The 18600-nt window shown below is 58.0% G+C and carries 21 protein-coding genes; 9 read left to right on the forward strand and 12 right to left on the reverse strand.

The features are described 5' to 3' along the window. Nucleotides 1-102: 102 nt before the first annotated feature. The 5 genes from BFV97_RS18800 (at nucleotide 103) to BFV97_RS15585 (ending at nucleotide 4219) form a co-directional block, all read left to right on the forward strand. Nucleotides 103-297 carry a hypothetical protein gene (locus BFV97_RS18800; protein WP_157888347.1) on the forward strand — a complete coding sequence of 65 codons (195 nt, stop codon included), beginning with the start codon at nucleotides 103-105 and terminating at the stop codon, nucleotides 295-297. Nucleotides 298-373: 76 nt separating this feature from the next. Then, nucleotides 374-1351 (forward strand): ABC transporter permease, encoded by a 978-nt coding sequence (locus tag BFV97_RS15570; protein WP_069301319.1) that lies wholly within the window; start codon nucleotides 374-376, stop codon nucleotides 1349-1351. Then, nucleotides 1348-2232, forward strand: coding sequence for an ABC transporter permease (locus BFV97_RS15575; RefSeq protein ID WP_069301320.1), 885 nt, complete (start codon nucleotides 1348-1350; stop codon nucleotides 2230-2232). The genes BFV97_RS15570 and BFV97_RS15575 overlap by 4 nt, the downstream gene beginning before the upstream one ends. Next, complete coding sequence (locus BFV97_RS15580; protein ID WP_069301321.1) at nucleotides 2232-3218, forward strand: ABC transporter ATP-binding protein; 987 nt, start codon at nucleotides 2232-2234, stop codon at nucleotides 3216-3218. Before BFV97_RS15575 ends, BFV97_RS15580 begins: the two co-directional genes overlap by 1 nt. A gap of 2 nt (nucleotides 3219-3220) precedes the next feature. Further along, nucleotides 3221-4219: an ABC transporter ATP-binding protein gene (locus BFV97_RS15585; RefSeq protein WP_108721705.1), complete on the forward strand. Its 999-nt coding sequence runs from the start codon at nucleotides 3221-3223 to the stop codon at nucleotides 4217-4219. 331 nt (nucleotides 4220-4550) lie between these two features. Here the strand turns inward: BFV97_RS15585 and BFV97_RS15590 are convergent, their stop codons facing one another. Then, nucleotides 4551-4844, reverse strand: coding sequence for a DUF2312 domain-containing protein (locus BFV97_RS15590; protein WP_069301323.1), 294 nt, complete (start codon nucleotides 4842-4844; stop codon nucleotides 4551-4553). A 246-nt stretch (nucleotides 4845-5090) separates the two neighbouring features. Here BFV97_RS15590 and BFV97_RS15595 point away from each other — a divergent pair, with 246 nt between their 5' ends. Then, entirely contained in the window at nucleotides 5091-5303 is a 213-nt protein-coding gene (locus BFV97_RS15595) for a hypothetical protein (protein WP_069301324.1), read from the forward strand. Between the two features lie 16 nt (nucleotides 5304-5319). Here BFV97_RS15595 and BFV97_RS15600 read toward each other — a convergent pair whose 3' ends face one another. The 4 genes from BFV97_RS15600 to BFV97_RS15615 all read right to left on the reverse strand — a co-directional run bounded on the left by BFV97_RS15600 (nucleotide 5320) and on the right by BFV97_RS15615 (nucleotide 9741). Next, nucleotides 5320-6804, reverse strand: a complete 1485-nt coding sequence (locus BFV97_RS15600) for a M10 family metallopeptidase C-terminal domain-containing protein (protein ID WP_069301325.1) — start codon at nucleotides 6802-6804, stop codon at nucleotides 5320-5322. A 151-nt stretch (nucleotides 6805-6955) separates the two neighbouring features. Next, entirely contained in the window at nucleotides 6956-8326 is a 1371-nt protein-coding gene (locus BFV97_RS15605; protein WP_069301326.1) for a glutamate--cysteine ligase, read from the reverse strand. Between the two features lie 153 nt (nucleotides 8327-8479). Then, nucleotides 8480-9013, reverse strand: a complete 534-nt coding sequence (locus BFV97_RS15610) for a hypothetical protein (RefSeq protein ID WP_069301327.1) — start codon at nucleotides 9011-9013, stop codon at nucleotides 8480-8482. Further along, on the reverse strand, nucleotides 9010-9741 hold the full coding sequence (locus tag BFV97_RS15615; RefSeq protein ID WP_069301328.1) for a 16S rRNA (uracil(1498)-N(3))-methyltransferase: 732 nt from the start codon (nucleotides 9739-9741) through the stop codon (nucleotides 9010-9012). The genes BFV97_RS15610 and BFV97_RS15615 overlap by 4 nt, the downstream gene beginning before the upstream one ends. A gap of 11 nt (nucleotides 9742-9752) precedes the next feature. Here BFV97_RS15615 and ubiA point away from each other — a divergent pair, with 11 nt between their 5' ends. The 3 genes from ubiA to BFV97_RS15630 all read left to right on the forward strand — a co-directional run bounded on the left by ubiA (nucleotide 9753) and on the right by BFV97_RS15630 (nucleotide 13010). After that, entirely contained in the window at nucleotides 9753-10760 is a 1008-nt protein-coding gene (gene ubiA, locus BFV97_RS15620; protein WP_069301329.1) for a 4-hydroxybenzoate octaprenyltransferase, read from the forward strand. A 65-nt stretch (nucleotides 10761-10825) separates the two neighbouring features. Then, nucleotides 10826-12688, forward strand: coding sequence for an OmpA family protein (locus BFV97_RS15625; protein ID WP_069301330.1), 1863 nt, complete (start codon nucleotides 10826-10828; stop codon nucleotides 12686-12688). After that, complete coding sequence (locus BFV97_RS15630; RefSeq protein WP_069301331.1) at nucleotides 12681-13010, forward strand: hypothetical protein; 330 nt, start codon at nucleotides 12681-12683, stop codon at nucleotides 13008-13010. Before BFV97_RS15625 ends, BFV97_RS15630 begins: the two co-directional genes overlap by 8 nt. Before the next feature lie 78 nt (nucleotides 13011-13088). On the opposite strand, the gene BFV97_RS15635 is transcribed toward BFV97_RS15630, so the two are convergent. The 7 genes from BFV97_RS15635 to BFV97_RS15665 all read right to left on the reverse strand — a co-directional run bounded on the left by BFV97_RS15635 (nucleotide 13089) and on the right by BFV97_RS15665 (nucleotide 18512). Next, nucleotides 13089-13529 (reverse strand): molybdenum cofactor biosynthesis protein MoaE, encoded by a 441-nt coding sequence (locus tag BFV97_RS15635; protein WP_069301332.1) that lies wholly within the window; start codon nucleotides 13527-13529, stop codon nucleotides 13089-13091. A 3-nt stretch (nucleotides 13530-13532) separates the two neighbouring features. Next, a complete protein-coding gene (moaD, locus tag BFV97_RS15640; protein ID WP_108721706.1) occupies nucleotides 13533-13784 on the reverse strand; it encodes a molybdopterin converting factor subunit 1 in 252 nt (83 codons plus the stop codon). Then, on the reverse strand, nucleotides 13781-14464 hold the full coding sequence (gene pgsA, locus BFV97_RS15645; protein ID WP_069301333.1) for a CDP-diacylglycerol--glycerol-3-phosphate 3-phosphatidyltransferase: 684 nt from the start codon (nucleotides 14462-14464) through the stop codon (nucleotides 13781-13783). Before pgsA ends, moaD begins: the two co-directional genes overlap by 4 nt. Nucleotides 14465-14518: 54 nt before the next feature. Further along, on the reverse strand, nucleotides 14519-16420 hold the full coding sequence (gene uvrC, locus BFV97_RS15650; RefSeq protein WP_069301334.1) for an excinuclease ABC subunit UvrC: 1902 nt from the start codon (nucleotides 16418-16420) through the stop codon (nucleotides 14519-14521). Between the two features lie 285 nt (nucleotides 16421-16705). Beyond that, the gene (locus BFV97_RS15655; RefSeq protein WP_069301335.1) at nucleotides 16706-17515 is read right to left on the reverse strand and encodes an SDR family oxidoreductase; all 810 of its coding nucleotides are present in this window, start codon (nucleotides 17513-17515) and stop codon (nucleotides 16706-16708) included. After that, nucleotides 17512-17703 carry a hypothetical protein gene (locus BFV97_RS15660; protein ID WP_069301336.1) on the reverse strand — a complete coding sequence of 64 codons (192 nt, stop codon included), beginning with the start codon at nucleotides 17701-17703 and terminating at the stop codon, nucleotides 17512-17514. The genes BFV97_RS15655 and BFV97_RS15660 overlap by 4 nt, the downstream gene beginning before the upstream one ends. Then, the gene (locus tag BFV97_RS15665; RefSeq protein ID WP_069301337.1) at nucleotides 17700-18512 is read right to left on the reverse strand and encodes a S49 family peptidase; all 813 of its coding nucleotides are present in this window, start codon (nucleotides 18510-18512) and stop codon (nucleotides 17700-17702) included. Before BFV97_RS15665 ends, BFV97_RS15660 begins: the two co-directional genes overlap by 4 nt. Between the last annotated feature and the right edge of the window lie 88 nt (nucleotides 18513-18600).

Here is an 18600-nt window from a genome sequence, read left to right on the forward strand (position 1 = left end):
AATAGCGGAAGGACCCTGTAATATAATGGTTTTGACGTGAATCGGGCTGGGCTAGGCTTTGAACATAACAAAAAAGAATCAACCAACCGGAGGTATTTCCCTGTGAGATTTTCACTCAAAGGTTTGATGTCGGCGACAGCAGTGGCGACAATGATGGCCAGCAGCGCATCTGCGGGACAACCGGAAACGGGCAGCGCAATTGTCCCTGTGACGGCCAGCAACGCGGGCTTCGGCGCCGGACTGTTTGGACCGCCGCTTGATCCGCGGCGCATAACCACCCCGATTCCCATGTTCTGACGCGTAAACCCGTCTTTCGATGCGGCGGACCATAGGGGCTGCCGCTTCTCCCACTCTATTCAGAAGAAGAACGCTCGTGGCATTCCTCCAGAAATTCCTTATCCGCACGCTCTACGCTGTGATCCTGCTTGCAGCGGTGCTGGTTCTCAACTTTTCAATGATGCACCTTGCCCCCGGCGATGTGGCTGACACGATCAGCCAGTCGATGGGCGGCGCCGATGAAGAGGTGCTGGCACAAATCCGCGCCGATTACGGTCTGGATCAACCCTTTCTGGTCCAATTGGGCCGCTATGTGGGCAATGTGCTGCAATTCAATCTGGGCTATTCGTTCTTTTACAATGCCCCCGTCACCGACCTGATCCTCGAACGCCTGCCCGCAACCCTGTTGTTGGTATTTACCGCGCAAATCCTCGCACTTGGTATCGGCGTTGTGCTGGGCGTAATTTCGGCGCGGCGCCCCAACGGGATTGCCAGCCATTTCGTGACCATGCTGGCGCTGTTTGGCTATTCCGCGCCGGTGTTCTGGACCGGTATCCTGCTGCTGATTGCTTTCTCCCTTAAAATACAGTGGTTCCCAGTCGCCGGTATGCGTGATGTGACCATCGTGGGCGGGTTCTTTACCCATGCCCTTGATGTGGCGAGACATCTTGTCCTGCCGGTGATTACGCTTGGCTCTCTGTTTCTGGCGCTTTATTCGCGGCTTGCCCGTGCCACCATGATGGAGGTTCTGGGGTCGGATTACGTGCGCACCGCCAAGGCCAAGGGCCTGACAGAGCGGGAAGTGGTCTATAAACACGCGCTGAAAAACTCTCTCTCGCCGGTGATTACGCTGGCCGGTTTGCAGTTCTCTGCCGTTATCTCGGGCGCTGTGCTGGTAGAGGCCGTGTTTTCCTGGCCCGGTCTTGGCACGCTCGCTTTTCAATCCATTATCGCGCGGGACACGCCAACCATTCTTGGTATCCTGTTCTTCTCGGCCCTTGTGGTGATCGTAGGCAATCTGCTCACCGATCTGGCCCTGCGCCTTGTAGACCCCCGTGTAGGAGGCAAACGATGACCGACTCTCCCCTTATTCCAACGGAAGAAATTCCAGAGGCCCGCCACCCATTTGCAGAAGCATGGGAAATGTTCCGGCGCAATCACGCCGCGATGGTCGCGCTGGTTGTTCTGTTGCTGATCATTCTGGCCGCTATTATCGGCCCCTATCTGTATCCTGTTGATCCTTTCGATATGGTCTGGTCCCCGTTTTCACCCCCCGGAGCGGACGGATTCCTGCTGGGCACCGATTATCTGGGCCGCGATTTGCTGGCCGCGCTGATCCACGGTGCGCGGGTGTCTATTGTTATCGGTCTGGCCGCGGCGGTTGTTTCGGTGTTGATCGGTGTCACCGTCGGGGCGCTGGCAGGGTTTTACCGCGGATGGGTTGAAGAACTGTTAATGCGGATCACCGAATTTTTTCAGGTTTTGCCGACATTGCTGTTCTCGATGGTTATTGTTGCGCTGTTTGGCGCCTCCTTGCCGATGATTACCTTTGCCATTGGCATCGTTAGCTGGACCGCCGTTGCACGGATCACCCGATCCGAATTCCTGCGCATCCGCGAGCTGGAATATGTCACGGCTTCCCGCGCATCGGGCGCTAAAAACGGCAAGCTGATGTTCCGCGTCATACTGCCAAACGCCCTGCCCCCGATCATCGTACAGGCCGCCCTGATGGTGGGTTCTGCGATCCTGTTTGAGGCAGGCCTGTCCTTTCTGGGGTTGACCGATCCGAATGTGGTGTCCTGGGGGCAGGTCATCGGCTCCAACCGGCAGTATATTCTGGACGCCTCTTTCACTGTTACAATTCCCGGCCTCGCTATTTTCGTCACCGTGCTGTGCATCTCGCTGGTGGGTGACGGATTGAACGATGCGCTGAACCCAAAATTAAGGCAGCGTTAATGGAACCGCTACTCAAAGTCGAAAACCTTCGCATTGAACTGACCACCCGCACGGGCGTTGCCCCTGTGATCGACAACCTCTCGTTTGAACTTGGCGCTGGTGAAAGCATCAGCTTTGTCGGGGAAAGCGGCTGCGGCAAATCCATGACGGCACTTGGCATCATGGGGCTGCTGCCGGAAAAAGTGGGACGGATTGCATCCGGTTCTATCAATTTTAACGGAGAGGAGCTGACCACGGCCACGGCCAAACGGTTACGCGATATTCGCGGCAATGACATCTCTATGATCTTTCAGGAGCCGATGACATCGCTTAACCCTGTGTATACTGTAGGCGAACAAATCGCTGAAGTGATCCGCGCCCATCAGGGACTGTCGCGCAAAGCGGCATGGGATCAGGCGATTGAACTGCTCGATGCGGTGCGTATTCCGAACGCCAAAGGGCGGGTTTCGGACTATCCTTTCCAGATGTCCGGCGGCCAGCGCCAGCGTGTGATGATTGCCATCGCACTGGCCTGCGAGCCGAAAATCCTGATCGCGGACGAACCCACGACGGCGCTCGATGTGACGGTACAGGCGCAAATTTTCGACCTGTTGAACGATATGAAACGCCAGACCGGGGCCTCTATCATCATGATTACACACGATATGGGCGCGGTGGCTGAAATGGCCGAACGCATGATCGTGATGTATGCCGGACGCAAGGCCGAAGAAGGTCCGGTAGAGCAGACAATCGAACACCCGCGCCACCCTTACACGCGGGGGCTGATTTCCTGTGTACCTCATATCATGTCCAATATTTCCGAGGAACGTCACGCCCTGACAGAAGTGCCCGGCATCGTGCCGAGCCTGTCGGATTTCGGTCAGAACCGCTGCCTGTTTGCCTCGCGGTGCAACATGGTGACGCAAAAATGCCTTGAGGAAAGACCGACGGAGAAACCCTTCGCGAACGGACAAAAAGCGGCCTGCTGGTACGCAGAGGAGGTATGAGCATGAGCAATGAAACACTGGTATCGGTCGAAAACCTTGGCGTGCGCTTTGCGGTAAAACGGGGCGGCGGCTGGGGACAAGCCTCTTATCTCTATGCTGTGGATGACGTCAGCTTTGAGATCAAACGGGGCGAAACCCTTGCAATTGTGGGCGAAAGCGGTTCGGGAAAGACCACCACGGCGCTGGCCGTGGCCCGTCTGGTAGAGGCGTATACGGGCAAGGTGAACTTGGATGGCACCGATTTCCTGGCGCTCGATCCTGAAGCATCGCGTCTGGCGCGGGCCAAGATGCAATTCATCTTTCAGGATCCCTATTCCAGCCTCAATCCTCGCCTGCGGGCTGAACAAATCGTGCGCGAACCGCTCGACAGTTTGGGCACGATGGACGAGACGGAAAAGAAAAAGATCGTGGACCGTCTGTTTGCCGAAGTGGGCCTACGCCCGGAGCAGCAGCGCCTGTTCCCCCACCAGTTTTCCGGCGGTCAGCGCCAGCGTATCGGCATTGCCCGCGCGCTGGCCACCCAACCGGACCTGATCATCTGCGACGAAGCGGTTTCCGCGCTGGATGTAGCGGTGCAGGCGCAAATCCTGAACCTGCTGCGCAAGTTGCAGGCGGATCTGAACCTGACCTATCTGTTCATCTCCCATGATCTGGGGGTGGTGCAGCATATGTGCGACAGTATCGCGGTCATGTATATGGGGCGTGTGGTAGAGCATGCCAGCCGGATGGACCTGTTTAACAATCCCTTGCATCCCTATACTTCGGCCCTGCTGTCTGCGGTGCCAAGCGTGGATAAAGCGCGGCGCGAAGCCACCAAGCGCATCCTTATTCCGGGCGATCCGCCGGATCCGGTGAACCTGCCTGCAGGGTGCCGGTTCGCGAACCGCTGTCCGGTGGCCACTGACATCTGCCGCAAGGAAGATCCCGCCCTTCGGGATGTGAAAGGCGGTCATAAGGTGGCCTGTCATCTGGTCGGCAACGACGCGGTTTCGCCGCTGTAATCCGGTGCGGCCAGCCTGTTGCGGGCTGGCCGTAATTCCGTGTCAGTGGCCTTGGCCAGCGCTACGGCCCTGTACGCAGGAGCCGCAGCAGCCCAAATCTTAAAAAAACATTCATCATGAAGCTTCATATATGAAGCGTCTTAAATGAAGCTTCATATATGACGCGTCTTGTATGACGCTTCATATATGACGCGTCTTGTATGACGCTTCATATTTGCAGGGTGATCCGCCCCGTGCCTTGCAGTCGCAACTGTCCAGACTGCGAGAAAAAAAACGCAAAAAAGGCGGCCGTAGCCGCCCTTACCAAATCGCACCGAAAGGCAAAAAAGCCTTACATTCCAAGCGCTTCTTTATAGATCTCCAGCACCGCTTCTTCTTCCGAAATCTCGGCGGGATCCTTCTTGCGCAACGCGACGATCTTGCGCAGCGCTTTGGTGTCATAGCCACGGGATTTCGCCTCGGCCATCACCTCTTTTTGCTGTTCCGCAAGGTCTTTCTTCTCGGCTTCCAAACGCTCGAACCGCTCCACAAAGGCGCGCAATTCGCCAGCGGCCACACGGTAAGACCCCTCGCCCGGTGCAGAGTTCTGGCCAAACCCCTGTGCGTCATCCAAAACATCTTCCATAGGGTGCTCCTGTCGCTAATTAGATTCTCAGGATCTTTGCCTAACGCCCTGCCCCGCGCCCGACAAGCCCCGTTGCACCAATCCCTGCAAGCGCCCGCTTATTGTGTTCCATTGAACAACACCACCTGCCTTTCAGGCCACCCTTTCACCCGCCTTAACCTTAAAAACCATTCGGTCAGGGGAATTCCGCTTTGGACAAATTCCGACCGATATGATACCGCCGCCAAAACCATTTAGGAGTCTGGTATGGGCTGGCTTGTTTACCCCGGCATTTTTGTAACGCTTCTTGGCCTGTGCGGTTTGCTCTACTGCATCTGGAAAGCCAACGGCCTGCGCAATTCCAGCCTTGAAGGTGAGGATATGACGGCGCAGCTTCACCGTTTGATCCCGATCAATCTGGCATCAGTCAGCATTGCGGGAATGGGGCTGGCGCTGGTGGTTGTGGGAAAACTGCTCTGATCCTGATGCGACAGAATCAGACGACAAAATCCCAGACATCCAGTGCATCTGCGGCAACATCCTTGACGAAGAGTGACGCATCGCCCCCTTTTACCTTTATCAAGGTAGAGGCCCCACCCGCCTTGCTGACAAATTTCAGATCGTCAAAGCTGAAGGCCACTTCAGTGAGGCTGATCCGGTCGTTCCCAAGATCAAAGTCCTTGATCCGGTCCCGCGCGGAATCCTCGCCAAAGTAGAATACATCACGTCCAATGCCGCCGGTCATCGTATCCTTACCGGCACCACCGTAGAAATAGTCATTGCCGTCACCGCCAAACATGCGGTCGTTGCCGTTTCCGCCATAAAAATCGCATGTGCCACTGCCGCCCGAGCCTGTTTCGGTTCCACTATACAGCCAGTCCTTGCCGTTTCCCCCGTAGAGCACATCGCCCCAGTTGCCGCCCCCGTACAGCCGGTCGTTTCCGCGCTCTCCGTAAAGCGTGTCCGAAGCCTCCCCCCCGAACAGGGTGTCGCGGCCCCGACCGCCGAACAAACTGTCCGAATAGGCTTCACCATAGAGTGTATCCGCGCCTTGGCCACCTTCCAGCACATCGGCACCAGACCCGCCATTCAGCAGGTCGCCGCCGCGCCCCCCGTTCAGAACGTCGTTATGCGTGCCGCCAAACAAGGCATCTTTGCCGCCATTGCCCGCCAGACTGTCCGCACCATTTCCCCCGAAAAGCGTGTCGTTTCCCTGTTTGCCATAGAGGCTGTCGTCGGAATTGCGCCCGATCAGCCGGTCGCCCTTCGCCCCGCCGATCAGCACATTTGAACCAGCAACGCCGAACAAAACATCTGCCTTGCTGCTGCCGGCGATGGTCATGGTGTTGGTGTCGGGGTCATGATCAAAGGACCACGCGGAATGATCCACCGCCGCACCGTAAAGATGCGCCAGCGCCTCAAGATCGAGAACCCCCAACTGCGCGGTATAGGGGGAGGCATTATTGTAGGTCATTACCGTCTGGTGCTGGTTATCCAGTGCCGGATCAAGGGTCAGGGTGCCATCATGAGAATGTTTCAACCCCATCGCATGGCCCAGTTCGTGCAGCATGATTTGAAAGCCGTAGGTGCCTTCGCCGTAGTCCCCATCGCTGTCGATGACAAAAATACCGGTGCTCGTGTATCCCGCAGAGGTGCTGGGGTAACTGGCCCATCCGCCGTAGGAGGACCCGTCCGCGTTGGAGATGTCTATCATACCGCCGCTGTCGACCTCTACGAAAACCACGCCGGCGGCGCCTTCGTAGACATCAGCGGCATCCCGAAAATTCTGGCGCTGCTGGTCGGTAAAGGCAAAGGTTCGGGACACCGGATAGGAGCTGTCGCTGGCAGTAGGGATTTCCGCCCCTTCCGCAAAACTATAGGTCACGATGACCGGCGTCCCAAGGTCCACAGCAGCATTCCAGCGCGCGCTGGCCGTGTCATTGATCTGCAGCAAAGCGGTGTAATCGGAAACTACGGTCATCGTTTTCTTCTGCCCAGTTATTTGCCTTTTGCACACCTGTTTTCAGATCTGTCCGCGCAGGCGGGATCAGACCCTGTCCCGCCACACGCCACATGAACCGACACGGTGCCGGGACAGTTTTATCTGCAAATCGTAAATATATCCTTACGTTTTAATAGCTGTATTCAGCATAAATTCGTGAAAGATCGCCATCCCATTCACCGCGGTATTTTTCCAGCAACTCGCAAGCGGGGGAATGGCCGGTGGCCACGACTTCTTCCAGTGCGTTCAGGAAATGGGTCTCATCCGGGACCATCCCGCCCGCCCCTGATCGGGCACGGGCTGCCAGTCCAGTCTTGGAGATCGCCACGGTTTCCCGCGCGAGATCGGCCATTTTGATGCCGTTCACCTCGGCCCCAATCCCGTCAACGCTGGCTGCAACGCGCAGGGCTTGGCGGGTTTCGGCGTCCCAGTTCTTGCACAAATCCCACGCCGCATCGAGCGCACCCTGATCGTACATCAACCCGACCCAATAGGCCGGAAGCGCACAAATCCGCCGCCACGGGCCGCCATCCGCCCCGCGCATTTCCATAAACTTCTTGATGCGCACCTCCGGAAAACAGGTGGTCAGATGGTCTGCCCAGTCGCCCAGCGTCGGTTTCTCACCGGGAAGCGCCGCCAGTTCGCCTTTCAGGAAATCACGGAAGGACATGCCCAGCGCGTCCAGATACTTGCCGTCGCGGTAGACAAAATACATCGGCACATCGAGCGCATATTGCACATATCGCTCAAATCCCATGCCCTCTTCAAAGACGAAGGGCAACATGCCTGTGCGGGCATCATCAAGACCCCGCCACACGCGCGAGCGCCATGACTTATGCCCGTTTTCCTTCCCCTCAAAGAAAGGGGAATTGGCAAACAGCGCCGTTGCCACAGGTTGCAGCGCCAGACCAACGCGGAATTTTTGCACCATATCCGCTTCGGATGCGAAATCGAGGTTCACCTGCACGGTACAGGTCCGGCGCATCATCTGCGTGCCGTGGGTGCCAACGGTGTCCATATAGGCGTCCATCAGCTTGTAACGGCCCTTTGGCATCAGGGGCATCTGTTCGTGGGTCCAGATCGGGGCCGCCCCCAAACCGATAAACCCTGCACCCATTTTATCCGCGATCTGTTGCACTTCTTTAAGGTGCTCGTTCACCTCGTCGCAGGTTTCGTGGATTGTCTCCAGCGGCGCCCCCGAAAGCTCCAACTGCCCCCCGGGTTCAAGCGAGATATTTGCGCCGTCTTTTTCCAGCCCGATGATCTTGCCCGCTTCTTCCACCGGCGACCAGCCAAAGGCATCGCGCAGCCCTTCCAGCATGGTCTTGATGCCGCAAGCGCCCTCATAGGGTAGAGGCAGCAATTTGGCCGTGTCATAGCCGAATTTTTCGTGTTCAGTCCCAATGCGCCAGTCCGATTTGGGTTTACACCCGTCAGACAAATATTGCGCCAATTGGTCGTGGTGTTCGATGGTGCCGCCACCGGACTGGGGGATAGACATGGATGATCTCCGAAACATAAGTTAAATTAGACCTGAAACGGATGGCAGGGGGTGTCAAGGCAGGAAGTTGTGAAGGACTGTCCCACAATCCGGAATAAACCCCGCCGGATTTACCCAAAAACCGCAGTTGAAGGACCCCAAAGCCCCACAGGTTTAGTGTAAAACCCTTTTTTCCCAGATCAGGAACCGGGCGTTTTCTGTGCTGCCCATAGCGCGTACCGCTTCTTCGAAATTTACTCCCTTAAGGGCAGCAAAGGCATCAAACAGCAGATCACTGCCCTGTGCAGAGGCGGGGATAGACAAAGGGTCTCCCCCCAGATGGGTCAAAACCCAGACAACATCATCCTTTGCGGGCCCTTTGTCGCTGGTGACAATCTCCAGCCGTGTGAGATTATCAAGCGAGACATAAGCCCCGCCATCGGGGGAAAGATACCCGACTTCGCGCTCTTTCACCTCAACCACACCAGCGGCCGAAACAGGTTTATAAAGTTTTGCCCGCAAAATCGCCCAGAACAACAGGACCGCGCATAGCCCCGTGATCACCGCCCCCAACCCTGTAAGCGTGACGCTGGAGCGTTCGATACCCCGCCCCAGCAGATACACGCCGTAGATCACCAAGGCGCCGGTGATCAGCACCTCGCGCCAGCGCCAGAAGCCTGCACGCACTTCGGGGCGGATGAAATTCATACCCAATCCCCCAAGGCCCGCTGCCACAACGCCAAAGCTGCCACTGCCGCCGTATCCGCCCGCAAGATGCGTGGCCCCAGGCTGATGGAATGGGAAAACGCCAACCCGCGCAGATGCGCGACTTCAGACGGGGAAAACCCGCCCTCCGGCCCGATCAGGATCGCCCAAGGGCCAGCGGGCAAGCTGGCAAGGTCCGTGGCCGGTTCCCCGACCCGTGTTTCATCGCAAAACAGCAACTGCCGGTCGGCAGGCCAATCCGCCAGCACCTTGTCCAGTTTCATCAGATCCGCCACTTCCGGCACATAAGTTCCGCCGCATTGCTCGGCAGCCTCAACCGCATGGGCCTGCAATCGGTCCTGCCGCATCCGTTCGGACTGGGTGAACTCTGTCACCACCGGACAAATCCGCGCCGCGCCCATCTCGGCGGCTTTTTCCACGATAAAATCCGTGCGCGCCTTTTTGATCGGCGCAAACAACAGCCACAGATCGGGGGGCATCTGCAAGGGTTTGCTCTGGCTGCGGCACTCCAGCACCGCGTTGCGCTTGTTGGCGACGATCACTTCGGCCTGCCATTCGCCGTCACGCCCGTTGAACAAGGCCACCATCGCGCCGGTTTTCAGCCGCATCACCCCGAACAGATAATGTGCCTGATCCTTCGTCACTGCAACGGGTTGCCCCGCGCCCAACTCCGCGTCTACATAGAGCCTGATTTTCGCTGTCTTATCCATAGGCCCAGTTTATGACCGATCCGCACCAGACGCCAGAGCCACCACGCCCCGATCTGCCAGATGATGGCGGCCGTGTGGCCGATGCCACGGACCTGAACTGGGTAGACCGTTTCTGCCCCCGCTGGTCCCGTCCCTATCTGCGCCTTTCCCGTGCGGACCGCCCTGCGGGAACATGGCTGTTGCTGCTGCCCTGCTGGTGGGGATTGCTGCTGGCGATTCTGCTTGATCCGGCCGGATTACGCCCGTTCGACGGCTGGCTGGCGATAAGCTGCGCAATGGGCGCCTTCCTGATGCGGGGCGCGGGATGCACATGGAACGACATTGCCGACCGCAACATCGACGGCGCGGTAGAGCGCACCCGCTCCCGTCCGCTGCCATCAGGTCAGGTGACGACCAGACAGGCGGCGGTCTGGATGGTGGTGCAGGCGCTTTTGGCCTTTGGCATCCTGCTGACCTACAACGGATTTGCCATCTTCCTTGGCATTGTGGCGCTGGCGCCTGTTGCGATTTACCCCTTCGCAAAACGCTTTACATGGTGGCCGCAGATTTTCCTCGGGCTGGCGTTCAACTGGGGCGCATTGCTGATGTGGGGGGCGCATAGCGGGTCGCTCTCGATCACGCCTGTGCTGCTCTACCTTGCGGGAATCTGTTGGACGCTGTTCTACGACACGATCTACGCCCATCAGGACAAGGAGGACGACGCGCTGATCGGGGTGAAGTCCACTGCGCGGCTTTTTGCCGATAATACCCCGCGCTGGCTGTTCATCTTTCAGGTGGCCGCCATGACGCTGCTGCTGCTGGCGGTCATCACCCCCGCAGCAATGGCGCAACTGCTGCCTGATCCGCTTGTTTTTCTCATGGTTTTCCTTGGCATCTGGGGGTTTGGCGCCCATCTGACCATGCAGTTGCGGCGGCTTGACATAGACGACACCCAGATTTGCCTGCGGCTGTTCCGCGCCAACCGCGAGGCCGGATTGATCCCTGTTCTGTTCTGGGCACTGGCGGTCCTGCTGAGCTAGCTTGAACCCGCGCCCGTGTTCATTTACATCAAACCCGTAACGCCAAACCGGCACCGGGGTTTTGAATGCATCGTACCGCACTACTGTTTTCTGCAATCGGATTCATTCTGGTTGCGGCGGGGTCTCTCTTTCTGGGCAACCGTGCGGCAGATTATATTGAAAGCACAACACAGGAACAGGTGGATACCGCGCTGCGGGCATCGGGCCAGAACTGGGCCACGATCCGCCCCGACGGTCTTGTGGTTCATCTGACGGGTCTGGCCCCTGACGAAGCCGCCCGCCTGCAAGCGATTGAGATCATGGGACAGGTGATTGACGCCAACCGGATTTCGGACCGCACTACAGTTTTGCAATCCTCCGAGATTGTAGAACCCCGCTTCTCGCTGGAAATGCTGCGCAATGTGGACCGGATTTCCCTGATCGGTCTGATCCCCGAACGGGTCGGACGCAGCTTTATTCTGGACCGCGCGGCCAAGATTGCCGATGGCGGCACAGTCACCGATATGCTGGAAAGCACCGAACACCGCGTGCCCTCGGGCTGGGCGCGCAATCTGGATTTCGGCCTCTCGAGCCTTGAACAACTGCCCCGCTCCAAAATCTCTGTCACGCCCGATAGCGTGCGCATCACCGCCGTAACCGAATCCCACGAAGAACAGCGCCGCGTAGAAAAAGCCGTGCGTGAGGCAAAACCCGAAGGGGTGGTCCTGCTGATGGACATCACTGCCCCGCGCCCCGTGATTTCTCCGTTCCGCTTTCGCGTGCGCATGGAGGAGGACGGGCTGGAACTGCAAAGCTGCTCGGCGGACACCACGGCTTCTAGGGATCGTATCCTGCGTGCGGTGCGGGCGGCTGGCGCCATTGACACCCTGACCTGTGACGTGGGCCTTGGCGTGCCGACCACCGAATGGGATCAGGCAATCATCCAAAGCGTGCGCGCCCTGAAAGAACTTGGCGGCGGCGTCCTTTCCGTGGCAGACAGCGACATCTCTTTGGTGGCACATGAAAACATCAGCCAGAGCCGTTTTGACACGGTGGTTGGCAGCCTTGAAAACGCCCTGCCCGAACTCTTTTCCCTGCACGCCATCCTGCCACCGAAAATCCTCGAAGACGGGGCGGAAACCACAGCCGAGCTGCCCGAATTCATCGCCACACTCAGCCCTGAAGGGCGGTTGCAACTGCGCGGCCGTATCCAGAGCGCCCTTGCCAAACAAAGCGTTGGCGCCTTTGCCCGCTCTCTGTTCGGATCAGACAATGTAGACAACAGAACCCGCATCGACCCCGAACTGCCTGACGGCTGGCCGGGCCGCGTTCTGGCCGGACTGGAAGGGTTGTCCGACATGCACCACGGCTCTGTTGTGGTGCAGCCCGAAAAGCTGACAATCCGCGGCATCAGTGCAAACCCCGACATCACATCGGACCTCAGCGGCTTGTTCGCAGAGCGTATCGGTGAAGGCGACAAATACACAATCTCGGTCAAACACGACCCCAAGCTGATCCCCAAAGCCTCCACCCTTGATCACCGCCAGTGCGAGGCACAGATCCGTGCGGTTCTGATCGACCAGCAGATCGTCTTTGCCCCCTCCTCCACCTCGATCGAGGCCGAAAGTCAGGGCGTACTGGATGCCATAGCAGACATCATCAAGGAATGCCCCGACGCGCCGTTTGAAATCGAAGGCCACACCGACAGTCAGGGCGGCGCCGAAATGAACCGCGACCTCAGCCAGCAACGGGCCGAAGCGGTACTGAACGGTCTGCTCGCCCGCCGTGTGCTCATCGGGGTCCTAACGGCAAGAGGTTACGGCGAAGACCAACCAATTGCAGACAACAGCTCCGAGGAAGGCCGCGCCGCCAACCGCCGGATCTGGTTCCGCCTGATCACAGAAGACACACCGGAAGAACCGGCCACCGAGGAAGAAACCGATGAATAGAACAGAACTGATCGTTACAATTGCGATTGTCCTGCTGTTAACCTTTGTCGCCGGTTGGGCGTTCCGCTGGGCCTATGGCCGCCTGAACAGCGTAAATTCGGTGAATGTCACAGAAATCGACGATCTGGCCAACCGGTTGCACGAAGCCGAAGAAGCCCGCGATCAGGCCATGACCTACATCCAGCAGCGGGAATGGGAATTGACCAACCAATTGACCCAATCCGAAGCGGAGCTCTCTGCCGCTATGGAAGGTCTTGGCGCGGCGCGGCGCGAAGCAGGCGAATTGCAGGCCCAACTGGACGCAATCCAGTCGCAAAAATAGGCACTCCGCCCCGTTTCAATGTTCCTGAAATACTCATAACCGCGACAACCACCGGCGCAGTCCGACCAGTCTACACCGCTACCAACGTTTCAGCGCAGCCTCGTCGTCCTCTTTGGCTTCCACCCATTTGGCCCCCTCCACCCCGTGTTCCTTTTTCCAGAACGGAGCGCGGGACTTAAGGAAATCCATCAGATAATCCGCCGCTTCAAAAGCCGCCTTGCGATGGGGGGCGGCGGCCGCCACCATCATAATCTGCTCACCGGGTTTCAGGGGGCCATAGCGGTGAATGATCAGACTGTCATTCAGCGCCCAGCGCCGCTGGGCCTCGGCTTCAATCTCTGCCAGTGCGGCCTCGGTCATACCAGGGTAATGTTCCAGTTCCAGCGCCGTCAGATTGCCGGTATCATCGCGCACTAGCCCTGTAAAACTGACCAGTGCACCGATGTCCGTGCGCCCTGCCCGCAAACGGTCCAACTCCTGCCCGAGATCGAAATCCTCCAATTGCACCCGTACAACCATTGCTTACCCCCCCGTCATAGGTGGGAAAAAGGCAATTTCGCGCACGCCGGTCAGGGGCGCATCAAAATCCGACAGGCTTTGATCCAGTGCCACACGTACCGCTGACACATCGCTGAAAGCCAGATCATAGCGATCCTCCCGCGCGCGCAATTCCGCCACCAGCTCGGCCACGGTTGCAGCCTCGGTTTCAACGGTTTCGCGCGGCAAGCCGATACGCTCGCGCACCCACGCAAAATAGACCACATCCAGTTTCATCGGCCCGGCTCCACCAAATGGGGACGCGCCTTGGAGAAGTAATCCCAGCCCGTCACAGCGGTCAGCACAGCGGCAATCCACAACAGCCCCACGCCCACAGTCCAAGTTGAATTCATTACGGTCCAATAGGACAGCACGCCATTCACATCTTCAATGGAACCGTCCATCACTCCGTTGTAAATCTCTGCATCCATGCCTTGTATCAGGTTCAGGTAATAATGCTCGAACACACCTTTCGCGAACAGCACCGCGATTGCGATCATCTGCACGGTGGTCTTGTATTTCGCAAGGTTCGTCACCGGCAGTGATCCCATCGACGCGCCGACGAATTCCCGCAGACCGGACACGAAGACCTCTCGGAACAGGATAATCGTCGCGGGCAGCAGGATCCACGGGTCCATCACCAGCTTGTCCGCTGTAGACAGGGCAACGATCACTACAAGCGCAATCACCACCATCGCCTTATCCGCAATCGGGTCCAGCATGGCACCGAACTTGCTTTCTTGTTTCCAGAGCCGCGCAAGGTAGCCGTCAAAGAAGTCAGTAATCGCTGCGGACACGAACAGCACCAGCGCGAACCAGTCCGCCAGAGGCCGCTGGAAATATAAAAACATGATCGCCACACCGGGCGCCGCGAAAAGGCGCATGACAGTCAACGTATTGGGGATGTTCCACTGCATCACAAGCCCTTCCAAATCACTTCAACGGTTCCACTCGAAGATGTAGCCAATGCCTTAGCCTTTGTCATGGAAGAAGTCATAAATCACCTGCGCCAGAGCGCTGGAAATCCCGTCAACCGCCTTCAAATCGGCAAGATCGGCGCGAGAGACTGCTTTGGCACTGCCAAAATGGGTCAGCAATGCACGTTTGCGCGAGGCCCCGACCCCCGGCACTTCATCCAGCGGATTGGCGAAAGTCGCCTTTGTGCGCTTGGCGCGGTGGGTGCCAATGGCAAAACGGTGCACCTCGTCCCGCAGGCGCTGCACAAAATAGAGCACCGGATCGTTAAAGCGCAGCGCAAAGGGACGCTGTCCGGGGCGGTAGAATTCCTCCTTGCCCGCATCCCTGTCAGTGCCTTTGGCCACACCGATGAAGGGCACATCGTCGATACCCAACTCTCCCATGATCTCGGCCACGGCAGACACCTGCCCCGCACCGCCGTCGATCAGGACAAGATCCGGCCAGTTTTCCGATTTCCGGTCCGGATCCTCCTTTAACAATCGCTTGAACCGGCGGGTCAGCACCTCTTTCATCATGCCAAAGTCATCCCCCGGCGTCAGATTGGTGTCCTTGATGTTGAACTTGCGGTAGGCGGATTTGATAAATCCCTCCGGCCCCGCCACCACCATGCCGCCAACAGCGTCGCTGCCCTGAATGTGGGAGTTGTCGTAAACCTCGACACGGCGCAGCGGTCCGTCCAGATCAAAGGCTGCGGCCAGCCCTTCCAGCAGTTTCACCTGTGTCGCGGTCTCGGCCATCTTGCGCGCCAGCGATTCCCGTGCATTGCGCAGCGCACCGGCCACCAGTTCGGATTTCTCGCCCCGTTGCGGGACGGAAACCTCCACCCGCCGCTCCAGCTTGTCGCTGAGCAGTTGCTCCATCAGATCGCGGTTCTCAATCGCTTCGGACAAGAGAACCAGACGGGGCGGCGTCTTGTTGCTGTAGAATTGCCCCAGAAACGCCTCCAGCACTTCTGCCCCGCCTGCGCCCGATCCGGTGCGCGGGAAATAGGCGCGGTTGCCCCAGTTCTGATTGGCGCGAATAAAGAACACCTGCACACAGGCCTGCCCCCCCTCCATATGAAGGGCGACAATATCCGCCTCGGCCACCCCTTGCGGGTTGATGCCTTGGGTCTGCTGCACCTGCGTCAGCGCGCGGATACGATCCCGCAGCGCGGCCGCCCGCTCAAACTCCATCGCGGCACTGGCCTTTGCCATGTCCTTGGCCAGCGTTTCCTGAACCGACGTGGAACTGCCCTGCAAGAACCGGCTGGCATCGCGCACCAATTCTGCATAATCCGCTTTGCTGATATGCCCGACACAGGGGGCGGAACAACGGGCGATCTGATATTGCAGGCAGGGCCGCGTGCGGCTGGCAAACATGGAATCCGAACAATTCCGCAGCAAAAAGATCTTTTGCAACTGATTCAACGTACGGTTGACAGAACCGGCGCTGGCAAAGGGGCCGTAGTAATCGCCCTTTTCCGTCTTTGCGCCACGGTGTTTGGTGATCTGTGGATAGTCGTGATCCTTTGTCACCAGAATATTCGGAAAGCTTTTGTCATCCCGCAACAATACGTTGTAGCGCGGCTTAAGCTGCTTGATCAGATTCTGTTCCAGCAGCAGCGCTTCGGTTTCCGTGCGGGTGGTCAGGAACATCATCGCAGCCGTTGCCGCGATCATCCGTCCGATGCGTGCAGAATGCCCGCGCCCCTGCGCATAGTTGGAAACACGCTTCTTCAGATTGCGCGCCTTCCCCACATATAGCACATCCCCCTTCTGATCGAGCATCCGGTAAACCCCCGGACTGTTGTCCAGCGTCTTTAGATAGCCCTGAATCACCTTCGCGCCGGTCGGGGTATTTTCGCCGGCCTGCCCTTCTTCTTCGGGCAATCTGTCTTTGGATGTGTCTGTCATCACACTCTTATGCCTGATTCCCCTGCTGGCTGCACCGAACAGCAAAGCTTAACAAGGTTTTCTTTGTCCACGATACCTGTGGATAACTCTGCGGATAACTCCTGAGCATTGGGCATTTTCCCTTTGTTTCAGCAGGTTTCGACGGTTTGCTCAATAAATAGGCAACCTCTGCACCCATTGATTTTAAACGAAAAATACTTTGTCGCGGGGCAAATTCCTGTAATCGTTAACAAATTTGTTACCCGAATTTAATATTCCGCGTTCCGGTGGACAAAACCTGTGAAGTCAACTGGAATTTTCACTGATTGCCCCCGCAAAGCCCTGAATATCCGGGGTTTGCCACCCTAAGTGCTGCCCCCCGTCAACGCACAGCAACTGCCCTGTGGTGGCCGGACTATCCAGCAGGTAGTTCATTGCCGCGACGATCTCTTCCGGATTGGAGCCCCGCTGTAAAACAGTGTTCTGCCGCTGGTTGGCAAAATGGGAATCGCTCTGCCGTTCCCCGATCATGGTCGGCCCCGGTCCGATGGCATTGACCCGCACCGCCGGCGCCAGTCCGCGGGCCGCAGTCTGGGTGAAAGCCCACAGCCCCATCTTTGCCAGCGTATAGGTCATAAATTCCGGCGTCAGCTTGCGAACCCTTTGATCTACCATGTTGATCACAGCACTGGTCGCAATCATCTCGCCGTTTTCAACCTTACGCGCTTCGGGGGCTTGTTCGGCAAAGGCCTGCGTCAGAAAGAAAGGCGCGCGCAGGTTGGAATTCATATGCCGGTCCCAGCCTTCGGGCGTGGCGCTCTCTATGCGGTCGTATTCAAAAACAGACGCATTATTGATCAGCACATCCAAAGGTTGCCCCAGAGCCTCTACCGCGCGGGGAATCAACTTCTGGGTATCTTCCAGTTCCAACAGGTCCGCCTGTAGCGCAACTGCCTTCACCCCCAAAGCCTGCGCCTCGGCCACGGTTTCTTCGGCTTCCTGCGCAGAGCCGGCATAATGCACGGCAACATCCACGCCCCGCTCTGCGAGGGCCAGAACCATAGCACGGCCCAAACGCCGCGCGCCCCCCGTCACCAGCGCCGCCCGATAGATCATGTCTTTCCTCCTGTGCCACCGCAGGGGCATTTCTCACCTGCCAGGGAATACCGCCCGCAGGATTTACATTTCACACCGGCCTGCACCCCCTTGCGTTTCAGCGATTTCGGCAATTTGGGCATCCGCAGACGCCCGAACATGGCCAGCACCAGAATAAACACCAGAAAGAGCGTGACGACCTTGATCATCCCTGCACCCCGTAACGGGACCAGAGCGTCTGATCCTCAACACGGCCCAGCACATCCTGCGCCGCTGCTGCCAAACCAAACCGCTGCAACAGAGATTTGCGCTGGCCCTGAACGTTGAACTTCACCTTATCGCCAAACCGTTCCTTCAGGAATGGCACCGGATGGGCGACCCCGTCCACCAGCCCGACCTCAACCGCCTTCTGACCGACCCAGATTTCACCCGTGAACAGATCGTCGCCCGACAGTTTTCCACCGCGCCGCGCTTTGACGTGGTCGATAAAATTGCCGTGGATCACCCGTTGCAGGTCTTTTAACCGTTCCACATCCTCTTCCCGTTCGGGGCGGAACGGGTCCAGCATGGATTTATCCTCACCCGCTGTGTGAACGCGACGCTCTACACCGTGCTTTTCAAGCAATCCGCTAAACCCGAAGGATGCAGAGATCACCCCGATGGACCCCACAATCGAAGAGGCATCCACATAGATTTCATCCGCAGCACAAGCGAGCCAATACCCGCCGGAGGCCGCCACATCCTCACAAAAAGCATAAACCTTGGTATCGGTTTCTGCCGCAAGCCGCCGGATCCGCGCACCGATCAACGAGGATTGCACCGGCGACCCACCGGGAGAGTTGATCACCAGCGCAACCGCCTCGGGATTTCCCTTGCGAAAGGCTTTTTCCAGCAGCGGCGCAACGCCGGCATCGCTCAGGCCGCTGCCGCCCAATCGGGAAGAGCCACCAATCACGCCGGACAGACGCACCACAGAAACGACAGGATGGCTTTTCAGCCCGGGAATATATTTTCTCATGGCAAAGACATAGGGTGAAACCGGCGGCGGTTAAAGTCCTGCCAGCCAGAAAGACAGCCCTGCGCTCTTTTTGGTCCAAATATCCAAA

Origin of the sequence: Neptunicoccus sediminis (genome assembly GCF_001719615.1) — a bacterium.
Classification (GTDB): Bacteria; Pseudomonadota; Alphaproteobacteria; order Rhodobacterales; family Rhodobacteraceae; genus Amylibacter; species Amylibacter sediminis.